Origin of the sequence: Pantoea sp. B550 (assembly GCF_024158165.1) — a bacterium.
In the GTDB taxonomy this organism is placed as follows: Bacteria; Pseudomonadota; Gammaproteobacteria; order Enterobacterales; family Enterobacteriaceae; genus Pantoea; species Pantoea alfalfae.
Genome location: NZ_JAMYXI010000003.1, coordinates 1 through 16,951, shown reverse-complemented (window position 1 = coordinate 16,951; position 16,951 = coordinate 1). Strand labels below are relative to the sequence as shown.

The 16,951-nt window shown below is 57.0% G+C and carries 12 protein-coding genes; 9 read left to right on the top strand and 3 right to left on the bottom strand.

Annotated elements, in window-relative coordinates:
* Positions 1-29: 29 nt before the first annotated feature.
* The 4 genes from NIM72_RS03160 to NIM72_RS03145 all read left to right on the top strand — a co-directional run bounded on the left by NIM72_RS03160 (position 30) and on the right by NIM72_RS03145 (position 6,605).
* A complete protein-coding gene (locus tag NIM72_RS03160; RefSeq protein WP_253418693.1) occupies positions 30-1,364 on the top strand; it encodes an aromatic acid/H+ symport family MFS transporter in 1,335 nt (444 codons plus the stop codon).
* A gap of 67 nt (positions 1,365-1,431) precedes the next feature.
* On the top strand, positions 1,432-2,775 hold the full coding sequence (locus tag NIM72_RS03155) for a VOC family protein (RefSeq protein ID WP_161735158.1): 1,344 nt from the start codon (positions 1,432-1,434) through the stop codon (positions 2,773-2,775).
* A 427-nt stretch (positions 2,776-3,202) separates the two neighbouring features.
* Positions 3,203-4,723, top strand: a complete 1,521-nt coding sequence (locus tag NIM72_RS03150) for a carboxylesterase/lipase family protein (RefSeq protein WP_253418690.1) — start codon at positions 3,203-3,205, stop codon at positions 4,721-4,723.
* A gap of 217 nt (positions 4,724-4,940) precedes the next feature.
* On the top strand, positions 4,941-6,605 hold the full coding sequence (locus NIM72_RS03145; protein WP_253418687.1) for a methyl-accepting chemotaxis protein: 1,665 nt from the start codon (positions 4,941-4,943) through the stop codon (positions 6,603-6,605).
* Here the strand turns inward: NIM72_RS03145 and NIM72_RS03140 are convergent.
* Positions 6,563-7,444, bottom strand: a complete 882-nt coding sequence (locus NIM72_RS03140; RefSeq protein ID WP_253418684.1) for a LysR family transcriptional regulator — start codon at positions 7,442-7,444, stop codon at positions 6,563-6,565. The two genes, NIM72_RS03145 and NIM72_RS03140, sit on opposite strands and share 43 nt — an antisense overlap.
* 125 nt (positions 7,445-7,569) lie before the next feature.
* On the opposite strand from NIM72_RS03140, the gene NIM72_RS03135 reads away from it, so the two are divergent.
* Together NIM72_RS03135 and NIM72_RS03130 are read left to right on the top strand one after the other, a co-directional pair.
* Positions 7,570-8,736 (top strand): methionine aminotransferase, encoded by a 1,167-nt coding sequence (locus tag NIM72_RS03135; RefSeq protein WP_161736912.1) that lies wholly within the window; start codon positions 7,570-7,572, stop codon positions 8,734-8,736.
* Positions 8,737-8,798: 62 nt separating this feature from the next.
* Positions 8,799-9,575, top strand: a complete 777-nt coding sequence (locus NIM72_RS03130) for a transporter substrate-binding domain-containing protein (protein ID WP_161736913.1) — start codon at positions 8,799-8,801, stop codon at positions 9,573-9,575.
* A 36-nt stretch (positions 9,576-9,611) separates the two neighbouring features.
* Here the strand turns inward: NIM72_RS03130 and pepT are convergent, their stop codons facing one another.
* Positions 9,612-10,838 (bottom strand): peptidase T, encoded by a 1,227-nt coding sequence (gene pepT, locus NIM72_RS03125; RefSeq protein ID WP_253418681.1) that lies wholly within the window; start codon positions 10,836-10,838, stop codon positions 9,612-9,614.
* Between the two features lie 127 nt (positions 10,839-10,965).
* Between pepT and NIM72_RS03120 the strand changes: the two genes are divergently transcribed.
* On the top strand, positions 10,966-12,561 hold the full coding sequence (locus NIM72_RS03120) for an ABC transporter substrate-binding protein (protein ID WP_253418678.1): 1,596 nt from the start codon (positions 10,966-10,968) through the stop codon (positions 12,559-12,561).
* A gap of 436 nt (positions 12,562-12,997) precedes the next feature.
* Here the strand turns inward: NIM72_RS03120 and NIM72_RS03115 are convergent, their stop codons facing one another.
* Positions 12,998-13,912, bottom strand: a complete 915-nt coding sequence (locus tag NIM72_RS03115; protein ID WP_161737003.1) for a LysR family transcriptional regulator — start codon at positions 13,910-13,912, stop codon at positions 12,998-13,000.
* Between the two features lie 140 nt (positions 13,913-14,052).
* Here NIM72_RS03115 and NIM72_RS03110 point away from each other — a divergent pair, with 140 nt between their 5' ends.
* Together NIM72_RS03110 and NIM72_RS03105 are read left to right on the top strand one after the other, a co-directional pair.
* A complete protein-coding gene (locus NIM72_RS03110; RefSeq protein WP_253418675.1) occupies positions 14,053-15,474 on the top strand; it encodes a M20 family metallopeptidase in 1,422 nt (473 codons plus the stop codon).
* A complete protein-coding gene (locus tag NIM72_RS03105) occupies positions 15,471-16,739 on the top strand; it encodes an MFS transporter (protein WP_253418672.1) in 1,269 nt (422 codons plus the stop codon). The genes NIM72_RS03110 and NIM72_RS03105 overlap by 4 nt, the downstream gene beginning before the upstream one ends.
* Positions 16,740-16,951: the final 212 nt, after the last annotated feature.

Below are 16,951 nucleotides of genomic sequence, written 5' to 3'. Positions count from 1 at the left end.
CAGATTGCGCTATTGCCAGGGAGTGTTCATTGACCAGCATCGGGGCGGTAGATGTCCGCCAGCTTATCAACCAGCAGAGCCTGAGCCACTGGCAAAAACGGCTCATTGCGCTCTGTTTTATTGTGGTGGCACTCGATGGCATGGACATTGCGATCATGGGATTTATTGCGCCAACACTTAAAGCTGCATGGGGCGTCACCAATCACCAGCTCGGGGTTGTCATCAGCGCAGCATTGATCGGGCTGGCGCTGGGAGCCATGGTCGCGGGCCCGCTGGCTGACCGCTATGGCCGACGTATGATGATTATCCTCAGCGTTTTCTTTTTTGGTCTCTGGACACTGGCAACAGCGCTGTCTCAGAACATCGAGCAGATGATGCTTTTCCGCTTCCTGACCGGTCTGGGACTGGGTGCGGCAATGCCCAACGTCGGTACGCTGGTGGCGGAATATGCGCCTGAACGGAGACGGGCCTTTATTATCACTGTGGTGTTCTGCGGTTTTACCTTTGGTGCCGCCAGTGGTGGATTTGCCGCATCCTGGCTATTACCGCGTTATAACTGGCACTCTGTGTTGCTGCTGGGTGGCATTCTGCCGCTGCTGGTGTTGCCATTCCTGTTCCGCGGCCTGCCGGAGTCAGTGCGGTTTCTTATCAGTCGTGGCGCACCCGCTGCCCGCATTCACGCCATCCTCGAACGGATGATGCCGGGAAAAACGGTGCCTGATTGCGCATTTCACGCGCCTGAAGCGACATTGCCGGCAGGCGGCGCGATTAGCACCGTCCTGTCGCGCCGCTATCTGTTTGGCAGCACAATGCTGTGGGGGGGCTATTTCATGGGACTGTTCATGGTCTACCTGATTGGCAGCTGGCTGCCATCTCTGGTGAATACCCTGGGTATGTCAGTGACCGAAGCGGCGATCATCACCGCCATGTATCAGGCAGGCGGAACGCTGGGCTCACTCTTTGCGGGCTGGATGATGGATCGCTTCAATGCCAATCTGGCCCTGGCGGCCATCTACGGCTGCGGCGGACTGTTTATTGTGGCGCTTGGCTTTTCGCCCGCCGAAGTCGGCATAATGAGCGCGATCGCCTTTTGCAGTGGCTTCTGTTTTAACGGTGCTAATACCGGGATGAATGCCTTATCCGCCAGCTACTATCCTACACACGCTCGCGCCACCGGCTCCAGCTGGATGCATGGCGTGGGGCGCATCGGCGCAATTCTGAGCGCCTTCGTCGGCGCAGAGATGATGTCACTCGGCTGGTCTTTCAGCGTGATATTTTTGCTGCTGGCGATACCCGCTGTGATCACTACCCTGATGCTGCTGTTAAAAAACCGCTACGGCTTTAAGCCGATCACAGATTCGTGATTTTTTCCACTGAGGCCAGCGCGTTGCATTACATTAGCAGCAACGCTCATGGTGTCAGGTGGATAAGATGGACAAGTTTATCAGTGCGGATCTCATCCGCACCCGTTTCTCTCAGGCGATGTCAGCAATGTACCAGCAGGAGGTGCCGCAGTATGGCACGCTGATGCAACTGGTCGCCACCGTCAACGAGCGCTCGCTGGAAGCCGATATCGCGCTGAAAGATCGTCTCACGGCCGCCGATGAAATTGACCGACTCAGCCTTGAACGACACGGCGCAATCCGTGTGGGCACGGCAGACGAATTAGCCACGCTGCGGCAGCTGTTTGCGGTGATGGGGATGTACCCGGTTGGCTATTACGATCTCTCTCAGGCGGGTGTGCCGGTGCACTCTACGGCGTTCCGGCCGGTCACCGATGCGGCGCTGCGGCGCAATCCTTTCCGGGTCTTTACCTCGCTGTTACGTCCTGAACTGATCGACGATCCCGCGCTGCGCGAAAAGACGGCGGAGATTCTGGCCGCACGCGACATTTTCACTTCCCGTTGCCGGGCGCTGCTGCAATTGCATGAGCAGCAGGGCGGATTAACTGACGTTCAGGCTACCGAATTTGTTACCGAAGCACTGGAAACCTTCCGCTGGCACGCCCACAGTAGCGTGGACAGTCAGACCTATCAGGCGCTGAACCAGCAGCATCGATTGATCGCAGATGTCGTCTGCTTTCCCGGCTGCCACATCAACCATCTCACCCCGCGCACGCTCGATATTGACCGCGTTCAGCAACTGATGCCATCGCGCGGCATCGATCCGAAAACGCTGATCGAAGGACCGCCGCGTCGGCAGGTGCCGATTCTGCTGCGTCAGACCAGCTTCAAAGCGCTGGAAGAGCCGATCATCTTTAAGGACGGGCATCAGGGCACCCATACAGCGCGCTTCGGTGAAATTGAGCAGCGCGGCGCGGCGCTGACGCCTGCAGGTCGTGCGCTCTACGATCGGCTGCTCAGCGAGGCGGGGAGTGGTCAGGACAATCAGCAGCACCAGCAACATCTGGCGGCCATATTCCGCGACTTTCCCGACGACGAGACCACGCTACGCCAGCAGGGGCTGGCCTGGTTCCACTATCGCCTGAGTGAAAAGGGCGTTGCCACGCCGCCGGACAAGGGTGAAGTGCTTGAGGATCTGATCAGGGAGGGGCGTGTACTGGCAGACCCGATCGTCTATGAAGATTTTCTGCCCGTCAGCGCGGCGGGAATTTTTCAGTCCAACCTCGGCGATCGGGCGCAGGTCCGTTCAGCGGGACAGGCGAGCCGGCAGACGTTTGAAGCAGCGCTGGGCTCTGCGGTGCTGGATGAGATGGTGTTATATGAAGAGCGCCAGCAGCGCTCGCTGGCACAGTGCGGAGTACGGCCGTCCTGATGTTATCCTCGGGCTACACCTCCGTTGCCCGTAACAGCTTAACTAATCCGGATATTAAAGCTCTGCTCCTGAAGCAGAGCAACAGGGAAACAGACTGATCTCATTAAAGAAGAATTACCCTTTACCGGCCAGCGCAGATTTCGCGGCGTAAGTATCTTAATCGGTTAGCATTCTGACTACTTAACGATGTTAAAAACTGCACAGAATCACAGCCGGTCACCGCTTTCAGGCGATATGGCACGGTACTCATCCTGGGTAAAAGGATAAACAATGCTAAACCCTGACTGAGACAGTAGCTCTGAACCTGTTGATGAGCATATTCACGCCCGCCTCTGATGTTTCGGCATAATCTGCAAATCCCCTCCATACCTGGACAATGGTGGCGGGCCTGCAAATAATGGAGGAACGTCTGAACAGGGAAACGGGAATGAAAAACGAAACAGGTCTGAGGATCATGACGGCCGAGGGGGAGTTGCGTGGATGCATGGACGATGACCTTTTCGTATTCAAAGGCATACCTTATGCGGCGGCTCCGGTTGGCGCGCTGCGCTGGCGTCCACCACAGCCGGTCACGCCCTGGCATCAGATGCGCGATGCCACCGCATTTGGGGCTTCCGGCTGGCAAAATCGCACATACTGTCAGGCGGTGGGCGGTGGCGATCCCGGTGAGTTTAGTGAAGATTGCCTCTACCTGAATGTCTGGACACCCGATGTGGCGCCGTCAAAGCCGCTGCCGGTAATGGTGTGGCTGCACGGTGGGGGCTTCACCATCGGTGCAGGCGGGCTGGCGCCGTACAACGGTAAGCCGCTGGCGTCACGTGGTGCAGTGGTGGTCACGCTGAATTACCGGCTGGGTCACCTCGGTTTCTTCTCCCATCCTGCGCTGGATGCGGAATACCCTGCTGCGGGTAGAGTAAACAATTTTGGCCTGCTCGATCAGATTGCCGCACTGCAGTGGGTGCAGCGCAACATTCCAGCTTTTGGTGGCGATCGCCACAATGTGACGCTTTTCGGTGAATCCTCTGGCGCGCGCAGCGTGCTCTCCCACTGCTGTTCGCCGCTGGCTGAAGGGCTATTCCATAAAGGGATCGTGCAAAGTGCCTATAGCCTGCCGGATACGCCGCTGAAAAAAGCGCGTCAGCAGGGAATAGCGGTAGCCCGCCATTTTGGTCTGCCGCCCGATGCCAGCGCGGATGACCTGCGCGCACTGCCTGCCGATGCCTTCTGGTCGCTGGAAGGGCCACTGGCGATCCCGCCGGTGCCGATTGCCGGTGATGCCGTGCTGCCTGAGCCGATGCTGAAAACCTTTATGGCAGCTAAACAGCATCGCCTGCCGCTGATGGCGGGCAGTAACAGCGATGAAGCCAGCGTGCTGGAATATTTTGGCGTGGATGCCACCGCAGTATTGCATCAGCTGCGCAATAAAAACCGGCTCACCTATCGGACGCTGAAATGGATGTATGACATCCATGACGATCAACTGCTGGGACGTGCCGTGGCGCGTGATATGGCTTTCAGCCTGGTGCCGTGGCTGGTGATGCGGGCGCAGCACAATGCCGGCATGCCGGGCTGGCGCTACTGGTTCGATTATGTTTCTGAGCACGCTCGCGACCTTTATCCCCATGGCACCTGGCACGGTAACGAAGTGCCTTATGTCCTGAACACCCTGAGTCAGATGCCGGATCCCAATGAAGCGCGGCCATTCAGTGAAGCCGATCGCGCTTTTGCGGCACGTGTCAGCGAATACTGGTTTACCTTTGCCCGTGACGCCACGGAATATAAGCATCAGCTTGAAGGCGAAGTTATCTGGCCAGCCTGGCATCCAGGCAATGACGTGACAATGTCACTTGGGAATAAGCGTATGAGCGGGTTGACTCTGAAAAGAAACTTTATGCGCGCCCGTATGCGGCTTTTCAGGCTGTTGATGACGCGTATGGTCAGGCTTTAAGCAGATGATGAAAATTAGCCTGCTAACCATTAAGTTATGCGAATGCAATTAATCTACTTATTTAATTTTAACTTTATGAATTTAAGGATTTTTTACTGATTAACTCATCGTTGACGCTGTAAATTAATAGGTAACAAAACAGTTACATTTTCACTATCTCATGCCGATAAATCTCCTATGCCCGACGCTTGCGGGTCAACGTGTATAGGATTTTGGTATGGGAATGCTCAAAAATTTTACCATTCGCGCAGTGATGCTCACTATTCTGGGCCTGTTTTGTTTACTGTGGAGCGGCGTCGGGTTGTACAGCATCCACTCGCTTGGCGCGCTCAGCGAAGGCAACAATGTTGACCGTCATCTGGTTGAGCAAATGACGGTGCTGAGCAAAGGCAACGATCAATATTTTCGTGTTATCACGCGCCTTTCCCGCGTAATGGAAAGCAAAGCAGCAGGTAAAACGCTGACTGATGAGGCCTATGCCCCTGTGCAGCAGGCGCTGGACAGCATGACTCAGCAACTGGCGCGTTTTAAACAGCTTGCACCCGGTCCGATGAATCCGGAAGTCGTCGATGGCGTAATTCAGAGCTGGCAAAAGCTGGTGGATGAGGGCGTAACGCCACAACTGCAACTGGCCCGCCAGGCCTCACCGGACCCGTATCGCCAGCAGGCGAACAATGTCACACCGCCGCTCAGTCGTGCCTTTGGCGTCAGCGCAGAGAAGTTTAACCAGGGCGCAGCCGAAAAACTGGACAAAACCCGGGTTGAAGTTGATCACCTCACCGCGATGACCAAAACGATTATTACCATCACGGTGATTATTGGCCTGCTGATTCTGCTGTTTACCGACCGCTATCTGGTGGCGATGCTGGTTCGTCCGCTGGAAAGTATTCGTACCCACTTCGCGGTGATCGCGACAGGCGATCTCAGCCAGCCGGTAGCCGATTTCGGTCGCAACTGTGTCGGTAAACTGGTGCCGCTGCTGAGCGCTATGCAGGATAGTCTGCGGGAAGCGGTCAGCGCCATTCGCAGCGGCACCGAGAACATCTCGCGCGGTGCTGCAGAGATTTCTGCCGGTAACAATGACCTCTCTTCACGTACCGAAGAGCAGGCCGCTGCGCTGGAACAGACTGCGGCCAGCATGGAGCAGTTGACGGCCACGGTGAAATTCAACGCCGATAACGCTCGTCAGGCCAGCCTGCTGGCAGAAACCGCCACCACCACGGCACAACGTGGCGGTCAGCTGGTGAGTGAAGTGGTCAGCACCATGGATGGCATCTCCGGCAGCTCGAAGAAGATCGCTGAGATTACCAACGTGATTAACGGCATTGCCTTCCAGACCAATATCCTGGCGCTGAACGCTGCGGTCGAAGCGGCACGTGCCGGCGAACAGGGGCGTGGTTTTGCGGTCGTGGCATCTGAAGTGCGTAACCTGGCACAGCGTAGCGCCAACGCCGCCAAAGAGATCGCGACGCTGATTGAAGACTCGGTGCAGCGTGTAGGGAAAGGCGCGGAGCTGGTCAGCACCACCGGCGGCACCATGAACAATATTCTGAAATCAGTGCAGGATGTGGATGCGATCATGAAACAGATTGCTTCCGCCTCGGAAGAGCAGAGCAAAGGCATCTCTCAGGTGGGTGCTGCGGTAACCGAAATGGATAGCGTGACCCAGCAGAACGCCTCACTGGTTGAAGAGGTTTCTGCCGCGGCGAGCGCACTGGCATTGCAGACAGAAGCGCTGCAGGCCTCTGTGTCGAAGTTCCGTCTCTCCAGCAACCGCCAGACCGCACCGGTCATCACGAATAAACCTGCCGCGCCGAAAGCAACCGTGCTGAATGCGCCTCAGGCTAAACCGGCGGATAACGGCGACTGGGTCACCTTCTGATCCCTGCACAGCCACGCCACCAGTTCCGCCAGGAACGGTGGCGCATCCGGCGCGGGCCGTTGCAGTAAACTGTAAACGGCTCCGGTTTTGACCTCGCCAGCGAACGGCTTAAGCAGCCTGCCGCTGGCGATATCACTCTCCACCAGATTGCTGTCGGCAATCGCCACACCAAACCCCTGAATCGCGGCACTGATCGCTAAATCCATCGTGGCAAAATGCTGATTTCGCTTCATGCTGAGCGTCACCTGCTGCGCCTGTAACCAGCACTGCCAGTCACGCGTGTCTGAGGTGGGATGCAAAAAGGTCATGGCGGCCAGCGCCGCCGTCGTTTCCGGGCAGGGCTGACCAGCCGCTATCACCGGCGTCAGCGACTCGCTGAACAGGCAGATCCCGTCAGGATGCGGCTTGCCATAGATAATCGCCGCATCAAAGTTCTCAAGCTGGGCCGCATGATCCAGCGTGGTGGTCAGGGCCACATGCAGTTCAGGGCAGTGACGTTCAAGCGCCATCAGCCGCGGTACCAGCCAGCGCATAGCACAGGTCGGCGCTTTCAGGCGAAGGCTGACCTGACTGCGACGGACCTTTTCGCTGGCCTGGACCATCAGATCAAAGCCCTGGCTGAGTTCAGGCAGCAGCGCGTCACCCTGCGGGGTCAGCCGCAGCCCGCGCGCATGGCGGTCAAACAGCGTCACGCCCAGCCACTGCTCCAGCGCGGCAATCTTACGACTGACCGCGCCCTGGGTCAGGCAGAGCTCGCGGGCAGCATGAGTCAGATTAAGGTGACGAGCTGTTACCAGAAAGGCGTGAATGGCATTGAGTGGCAGCGATGAGCGTGACACGGTGGACCTCAGCTATGCAATTTTGTCATGGCTATTATGACGACATTTCGCTTGCCGACTCAAGCCACAGCCCGTTGAATAATGATTTATCGCATCTGAACAGTTATGCACCTGACGGAGAAAATATGTCCCTGAAAACGCCTGTCGCTATTCACTCAAAATTGCCGGACGTCGGCACCACTATTTTCAGCGTAATTGGTCAGCTTTCGGCGCAGCATCAGGCGATTAACCTGTCGCAGGGCGCACCCAGTTTCCCCTGCGATCCGGCGCTGGTCGACTCGGTCAGCCGTGCCATGCAGGAGGGGCACAATCAGTATGCCGCTATGATGGGCTTGCCGGCCCTGCGCGAGGCACTCGCCGGCAAAGTGCAGACGCTCTATGGACAGAAATATGATGCCGCGAGTGAGGTACTGATCACCGGCAGCGCCAGTCAGGGACTCTATATGGCGATTACCGCGCTGGTTCATCAGGGCGATGAGGTGATCTTCTTTGAACCGGCGTTTGACAGCTACGCGCCGGTGGTGCGGTTACAGGGCGGTACGCCGATAGGCCTGAAGCTGCAGGTGCCGTCTTTTGCTATCGACTGGGATCAGCTGCGTGCGGCAATCACGCCGCGCACCCGGATGATCATTATTAATACGCCGCACAACCCCAGCGCGCAGGTGCTGACGCCCGACGATCTCAATCAGCTGGCGGCTCTGATTCGCAACACCGATATCGTGGTGCTCTCCGATGAGGTTTATGAACATATTCTGTTTGACGGCCGGCCGCACTGCGGCATGGCGAGGCATCCGGAGCTGGCCGCACGCAGTATCATCGTCTCCTCGTTTGGTAAAACCTTCCACGTCACCGGCTGGCGGGTAGGCTACTGTCTGGCACCGGCAGAGCTGATGACCGAACTGGTGAAGGTGCATCAGTTTATGATGTACGCCGCCGATACGCCGATGCAGGTTGGGTTCGCGCACTATCTGCAGACGCCAGAGAACTACCTGTCACTTAACGCTTTCTATCAGCAGAAGCGCGATCGGCTAATTGCTCTGATGCAGGACTCGCCGTTCCGGCTGCTACCGAGCGCCGGTTCGTTCTTTATGCTCGCCAGCTATGGACATTTCAGTGACGAACCGGACAGTGAAATGGTAAAACGTCTTATCGTCGATCACGGTGTGGCAACCATACCGCTGTCGGCGTTTTATATGGATGGCACAGACAACAAACTGATTCGTCTCTCTTTTGCGAAAGACGAGGCGACACTAGAGGCTGGCGCGGCTGCGCTATGTGCTTTTTCTCACTGAATCACGCGAGCGTGATTCAGTACGGGGAACAGGTAACCAGGACTTTTCGGGGTAAATAAATAATGAAAAAACTGAACGCGCTTTTTCTCGCTCTGGGCATGATGACAACGGTACAGGCACTGGCTCAGGATTTACGTTACGGCGTGGAGTCACAGTATCCGCCGTTTGAAAGCCGCAACGCTAAAGGTGAGCTGGAAGGCTTTGATATTGAACTGGGTAATGCCATCTGTAAGGCAGGCAACTTCAGCTGCCACTGGGTTGAGAGCAGCTTTGATGCGCTGATCCCGGCACTTCAGGCGAAAAAGTTCGACGCCATTAACTCGGCGATGAATATCACTGAAGCGCGCGCCAAAAGCATCGCGTTTACGCAGCCAATCTACCGTATTCCGACCATGTTAGTGGCGAAAAAGGGTGAAAATCTGGCCCCGACCGCCGAAGGTCTGAAAGGCAAAAGCATTGGTGTATTGCAGGGATCGATTCAGGAAACCTATGCGAAGAAGCACTGGGAGACGCAGGGCGTGACGGTGACGTCGTATCAGGATCAGAACCAGGTCTACAACGACATGGTCGCGGGCCGCCTTGATGGCACGCTGGTGATGTCTGCCGCCGGTCAGTCTGGCTTCCTCGATAAGCCACAGGGCAAAGGGTTTGGTTTTGTGGGCAAGCCCGTCGAAGATGACGCGATTCTCGGCTCAGGCATCGGCTATGGCCTGCGCAAAGATGATGCGTCGTTGAAGCAGTCGCTGGACGCGGCGATCGCCAAAGTGCAGGGCGATGGCACCCTCAAAAAGCTGGCTGAAAAATACTTCCCGGGTATTGATGTCAGCGCGAAGCCATAATCGCAATCGGGCGCGTTCTGCGCCCGATTTCCCTGCTTAACCCGCCGCCATATAACAGAGCTTTTCTGCCACCTGATAGGACTTCACAAACGACGGTATCGGCAGAAACTCGAAACGTGAATGGAAGTTATGTGCGCCGGTAAAGAAGTTCGGCGTCAGCAGCCCTTTGGCGGACAGTGCCGCGCCGTCCGTGCCGCCACGCATCGGAATCACTTTCGGCTCAATCTCCAGCGCGGCAAAGGCGCTGAAGATCAAATCTATTGCCCGGCGATCCTCACCCAGTGCATTACTGATGTTGCTGTAGATATCGCTGATCGTGATGCTGACCTCGCCGGTGGGATAGCGCGCCGCAAGATCCGCTGCCGCCTGCTGCAACTGCTGCTTACGGGCTGCGAAGCTTGTCAGATCAAAATCACGGATTGAAGCCTTCAGCGTCGCCTTGCTGGCGTTGGCCTGAATCTCATTAAACCAGATGTAACCTTCGCGGCCTTCGGTGTGCTCCGGTGTCTGCTGACGATCAAACAGGCTGATGTAGTCATGCGCCATCAACAGCGGATTGACCAGCACGCCTTTGCCCGACATCGGATGTGCCGGCACACCGGTAAACACAATCTCTGCCGCGGCACCATTAAAGTTCTCGTACACCACTTCGCCCAGTTCGCAGCAGTCGATGGTCCAGGCAAAATCGATATTAAAGCGCGTTTCCAGATCCAGAGCTTTCGCACCGCGCAGGCCAATCTCTTCATCCGGCACAAAGGCCACCACGATATCGCCATGATCGCCTTTGAGGTTCGCCATCAGCGTCATCACCACGGTGACCGCCGCTTTATTGTCTGCGCCCAGCACGCTGGTGCCATCGCTAAAGATCACCTGCTGGCCGACGTAAGGCGCGATCTCCGGATGCTCATCGCGGCGCAGCCAGATATCCTGCTCTGCATTCAGACAGAGATCGTCACCCTGCCAGGTGAGAATCTGCGGGTAGATATCGGGCGACAAACCGACATCAACGGTGTCGATGTGCGTAATAAACCCGATGCGCGGTGCGTCTGGACGGTTGCCACGTTTCACCGCGGTCACCGTAGCATGTTTATCAAGCACCACCTCATCCAGCCCCAGCGCTCGCAGCTCGTCCGCCAGCAGTTCCGCCATGGCGTGCTGGCTCGGCGTACTCGGCAGAGTCGTGGATTTGGCATCGCTCTGACTGCTGACGGCGAGGTAACGGAAAAAACGTTCGGTGAGTTGCGACTCAAGTTTGTCTGTCATCACTATTCCTTATTAGTCAGCCATGGGCGGGGTTCGCTATGGTGCCGAATCGTGCTATCAATGAAGCATCTGAATGATTCATTTAGATATTGTGATCACCGGAAGTCAATACAAAGCGAGGATGATAATGAAAATCAAGATAGCCACCTTAGCGCTTGTTACGGCTGGGATAGCGCTGGCTGGCAGCGTTAACGCCAAAACGCTGGTCTACTGTTCTGAGGGATCGCCAGAGAATTTTAACCCTCAGCTCTATACCTCCGGAACCAGTGTTGACGCCAGTGCGGTGCCGGTCTTTAACCGGCTGGTGGACTTTACGCCTGGCACCACCGACCTGGTGCCCAGCCTGGCAGAACGCTGGGAGATCAGCCCGGATGGCACCGTCTACACTTTCCATCTGCGCAAAAACGTGAAGTTCCAGAGCAACAAACAGTTCAAACCCAGCCGCGACTTTAACGCCGATGATGTGATCTTCTCGTTTATGCGCCAGATGGACCCGAAAAATCCCTACCATAACGTCTCTGGCGGCACCTATTCCAACTTCGAAAGCCTCGAACTCTCCACGCTGATTAAAAGTATCGACCGGGTTGATAACCACACCGTGCGCTTTACGCTCGCCCATCCTGAAGCGCCGTTCCTTGCCGATCTCGCGTGGTATTTCGCCTCAATCCACTCGGCTGAATACGCAGATGTCATGCTGAAAGCGGGGACGCCGGAGAAGGTCGATATGAACCCGATCGGCACCGGCCCGTTTGAGCTGGTGCAGTACCAGAAAGATTCCCGCATCCTCTACAAAGCGTTCCCGGACTACTGGCAGGGTAAGGCGAAGCTTGATCGACTGGTGTTCAGCATCACGCCAGATGCCTCTGTGCGCTATGCCAAGCTGGAGAAGAACGAGTGCCAGGTGATGCCATTCCCGAATCCCGCCGATCTCGACAAAATGCGCGCCAATCCGGATATCACCCTGGAACAGAAGGCGGGTCTGAACACCGGCTTCCTGGCATTCAACACTACCAAAGCGCCAACCGACAACGTTAAAGTGCGGCAGGCGCTGGCAATGGCGATCAACAAACCGGCGATCATCGAGGCGATATTTAAAGGCACCGGCACGGTCGCGAAAAATATCCTGCCACCAGGCGTCTGGAGTGCGGACAAAGATCTGAAAGATTACGACTACGATCCAGAAAAGGCCAAAGCGTTACTGCAACAGGCGGGTGTGAAACCGGGCACCGAGATTGCACTCTGGGCGATGCCGGTTCAGCGGCCTTACAATCCGAATGCACGCCGCATGGCGGAGATGATTCAGTCGGACTGGGCCAAAGTTGGCATCAAAGCCAGTATCGTCAGCTATGAGTGGGGCGAGTACCTGAAACGCGTTCGCAGCGGCGAGCATCAGGCGGCGCTGATGGGCTGGACCACCGCGACCGGCGATCCGGATAACTTCTTTGGCCCGCTCTACAGCTGCACCTCTGCACAGGGTGGTTCCAACTCCTCAAAATGGTGCTATCAGCCGTTCGAGAAGTTAATCACCGAAGCCCGTGCTGAGCCGGATCAGGGCAAACGTACTGCGCTCTATCTGCAGGCGCAGCAGATGATGCATGACCAGATGCCCGCCGTAATGATTGCACACTCCACCATCTTTGAGCCGGTGCGCAAATCGGTCAGCGGCTATCAGGTCGACCCGTTCGGCAAACACATCTTCTATCAGGTTGATATTAAGCAGTAACCCGTAGCAGTTAACTTCAATGGCCCGCACATCAGTGGGCCATTGCAACTGCTGACAAACTCACATGAGTTTGATTCTAACCGCAACACATAAGCTGAATGCGAAGGGAACACGAGCAGAGGAGGAACGCGTCCCGCGCCATGGACAAAAACGCCGGGCGTTTTTGAACAGCGCAACGCGCTGGCCCGGGTACGGGCGCACCTCAGGGATGAGGTGCGTACTAAAAACGCCGGGAGCGTTTTTGAACAACGCAACGCGTTGGCCCGGCAACGGGCGCACCTCAGGGATGAGGTGCGTAATCGCGCGGGCCGGGCATGCCATGGATGGCGGCTGTTGCGACTTTCCGGTCTGGTCGTATTCCCTTAGCCGGCACCGTCTCACAGCGAATCGGCGCAGATCTTAAATACCATTCAAAATACCCACGCTAGTGTACCCCTTATCCCATCCTCACCTGCTGATCCATCTCAGTCAGCCGATGCTGCAAAAACTGCAAAAACAGCGTCAGAGCCGCATTGCGCTGACGTCCCGACACTGTCTGAAGCTGCAGCGTGCGTTGACTCAGTTGGTCCACCCCCATCGATCGCAACACCAGATTTCGAGACTCGCGCTCAAACAACAGGGTAAACGCGCTACAGATGGTCACCGCCTGCGGCGTATGCAGCAAAAAGTGATAAAGCGTAGCGAAATAGTCGCAGGTCAATACCGGTTCAACCACGCAGTCATTCATCTGACAGGAGAGATCAAACAGCTGCCGCACGGTCGTGTGATGGCCCGGCAGCGCCAGCGGCCAGCGATGCAGATCGCCCAGTGTTACCTCACGTGACGCCAGCGGATGTGACTCATGCATCGCCAGTAACACCGGGGCAGGCCACGAGCCAAGCACCTCAACGCTGCGCTCAGGCTGGAGACTGAATTGCAGCGCCACATCGCATTCACCCGCCCTGACACATGCCGCCACGCCCTGGGAGTGCGTCACAATAATCGCAAACAGTGCGCCGGGATTCGCCAGTCGAAACTCCGCCAGCAGGCCAGGCAACAGACTAAACGCCATGCCATCCGTGCAGGCGATACGGATCAGGCTGCGGCGTACCGCTTTCAAGCCCTTAATCTCCGCAAGCGCATATTCCATATCAAGCTGACTTTTACGCACGTGATGCGCAAAAATCTCACCCGCCTCATTCAACACCATGCCGCGCGCATGCCGCTCAAACAGGGGCACACCAACCTGCGCTTCGAGCCGCTGAATCTGACGGCTGATCGCCGACACCGCGACAAACAGTTTCTCACTGGCGGCGCTCAGCGAGCCGCTCTCAACAACCGCCAGGAAATAGCGTATCTCGCTGCTTAACATGGTCACTCCGACAAAATGCATCATAAAAGGGCAGCATAGCCTTGCTTTAAAAGCAAAGCGCACTCGATAAATTGATAATTGTGGCAAAGGGTGAAGTTTGTCAAAGATAAAGCACGATAAAAATAACAGACAGGGCAAACATGACAGAGCAACAGGCAGTTGACCAGGCGATGCACTATTTCGATAGCGGTGAGTTTCAGAAGCTGCTGGCACGGCGTGTCGCCTGCGTGACAGAAAGCCAGCACACCAACCGACGGACAGAGCTGGACCACTATCTGCAGCAGGAAATTGGCCCGCAACTGGCGAAGATGGGGTTTACGCTGCACCCGTTTGACAATCCGCAACCCGGCAGCCCGCCGTTTCTGATCGCCACCCGCATTGAAGATCCGCTAAAACCGACGCTGTTCTGCTATGGCCACGGCGATGTCGTGTTTGGCGACGATGAAAACTGGCGAGAAGGATTATCGCCGTGGCAACTCACAGCTGAAGGCGACCGCCTGTATGGACGGGGAAGCGCGGATAACAAAGGGCAACACTGCGTTAATTTCGCGGCGCTGGAGCAGGTGTGGCAGGCACGCGGCGGCGCGCTAGGCTTCAACTGCAAAATCCTGTTTGAAATGGGTGAAGAGATCAGCTCGCCGGGGCTGGCTGAGATCTGCCATCAACAGCAGGCGCTGTTAAAGGCCGATCTTTTTATCGCCTCGGATGGCCCGCGTCTTAATGCGCAGCGGCCAACACTGTTTCTGGGTTCGCGCGGTGCGGCGAACTTTCGCCTGACTATTCGGGCGCGTGACAACGCCTACCATTCCGGCAACTGGGGCGGATTGCTGAGCAATCCCGGTACCCAGTTGGCCAGTGCGATCGCCTGCCTGGTGAATGCGCAGGGCGTATTACAGGTTACCGCGCTGAAACCGGACTCTCTGACCGACGCCGTGCGCGCCATCCTCAGTGATATTGATGTGGGCGGCATGCCGGGCGATCCCACACTTGCTGACGGCTGGGGCGAGCCTGGTCTGACACCTGCCGAGCGGCTCTATGGCTGGAACACGCTGGAGGTGCTGGCCTTTGAAACCGGCAATCCGGCTCGACCCATGAACGCGATTCCGGGCAGCGCCACAGTGGTATGTCAGCTGCGTTTTGTGGTCGGCACCGATTGGGAAAATCTTGTTGAGCATGTCGAACGTCATCTGCATCAGCACGGTTTCGATAACGTCAGCGTGGAGTTTCTGCGCGGCTCACCGGCAACACGGCTTGATCCGCAGGATCCGCTGGTGGACTGGGCGCTGGATACGCTGGCCCGTAGCAGCGGCAAAAAACCGGCACTGCTGCCCAATCTCGGCGGCTCGCTTCCCAATGAGGTCTTCGCCGACATTCTGGGCCTGCCGACGCTGTGGGTGCCACATTCCTATCCCGCCTGCGGCCAGCATGGCATTAACGAACATATGCTCAACTCGATTGCACGGGAGGGTCTGGCAATCATGACCCGGCTGTTCTGGCAACTGGGAGAAGAGGGCGAACAGCTGATGACGCGCCACCATCAGTGGCGGAGAGGTGAACAATGAGCAGCATCGCGCAAAGTGCCCCGCAGGTGAAACCGAGCCTGCACAAAACGCTGTTCGCCACCTGCATCGGTAACGCGCTGGAGTGGTTCGACATTGCGGTTTATGGCTTTTTTGCCAGCTATATCGCGCACGTCTTCTTCCCGGTCAGCGATCCGTCGGTATCGCTGCTGCTGACCTTTGGTAGTTTTGGTATTTCCTTCCTGATCCGTCCGCTGGGAGCCATTGTGCTCGGCAACTATGCCGACCGGCATGGTCGCAAAAAGGCGCTGCTGCTGTCGATTAACCTGATGATGCTGGGCGGGGCGATCATTACCTTTATGCCGGGCTACGCCACCATCGGTCTGGCGGCACCGCTGCTGATCATCCTGGCGCGTCTGATTCAGGGCTTCTCTGCTGGCGGCGAATTTGGCAGTTCGACCGCCTTCCTGGTGGAGCACTTTCCTGAGCGCAAAGCCTTTATCGCCAGCTGGCAGTTCGCCACCCAGGGGGCGAGCACGCTGATGGCATCGGTTTTTGGGCTGGGGCTGACACAGTGGCTGAGCGAAAGTGAGATTCAGGCGTGGGGCTGGCGTATCCCGTTTGCTTTCGGCTTACTGATTGGGCCTCTGGGGATCTACATTCGCCGTCATGTGCAGGAACCTGCCAGCTTTGCATCGCAGGAAAAGGAAGCCGCACCGCTTAGAACGCTGTTCGGGCGGCAGAAAGCGCTGATCGCGCTGGCAATTGGCGTGATGGTGATCTCGACCGCAGTCAACTACATGCTCAATTACATTCCGACCTATGCCACCAAAACGCTGCACCTGCCAGGCTCGGTCGCCTTCACCGCCACGCTGATAGCGGGGATTATCCTGACGGTGGTAACGCCCATCATGGGGTTGTGGGCGGAGCGTATTGGCCGGTTGCCGCTGATGTGGGGATCGCTGCTGTTACTGGTGGTCACCATCTATCCCGCATTTAAATGGATGGTCGATCATACCACGCCCACCACGCTGATCCTGCTGGTGGCCTGGATGGCGCTGCTGAAGTCGATCTACTTCTCGACGGTGCCGTCGGTGATGGCCGATCTCTTCCCGGCGACTACCCGCGCCAGCGGGATGGCGATCAGTTACAACGTGGCTGTAACGGTATTCGGCGGGTTTGCGCCGCTGATTTGCAGCATGCTGATTGCCGCCACCGGCAGCAGTCTGGCACCAGGCTACTACCTGATGGCAGTGGCTGTGCTGAGCGGTATCGCGCTGCTGCGCTGCAGTAAGCGGGTGTCATAGCAGAATCAGAAACGTTCTGTGGTGAGATCGAGCCTGCGCAGAAAACACGGTCAGATCGGAAAGTCGCAAAAGCCGCCATCCCTGGCATGCCCGGCCCGCGCGATTACGCACCTCATCCCTGAGGTGCGCCCGTACCCGGGCCAACGCGTTGCGTTGTTCAAAAACGCTCCCGGCGTTTTTAGTACGCACCTCATCCCTGAGGTGCGCCCGTA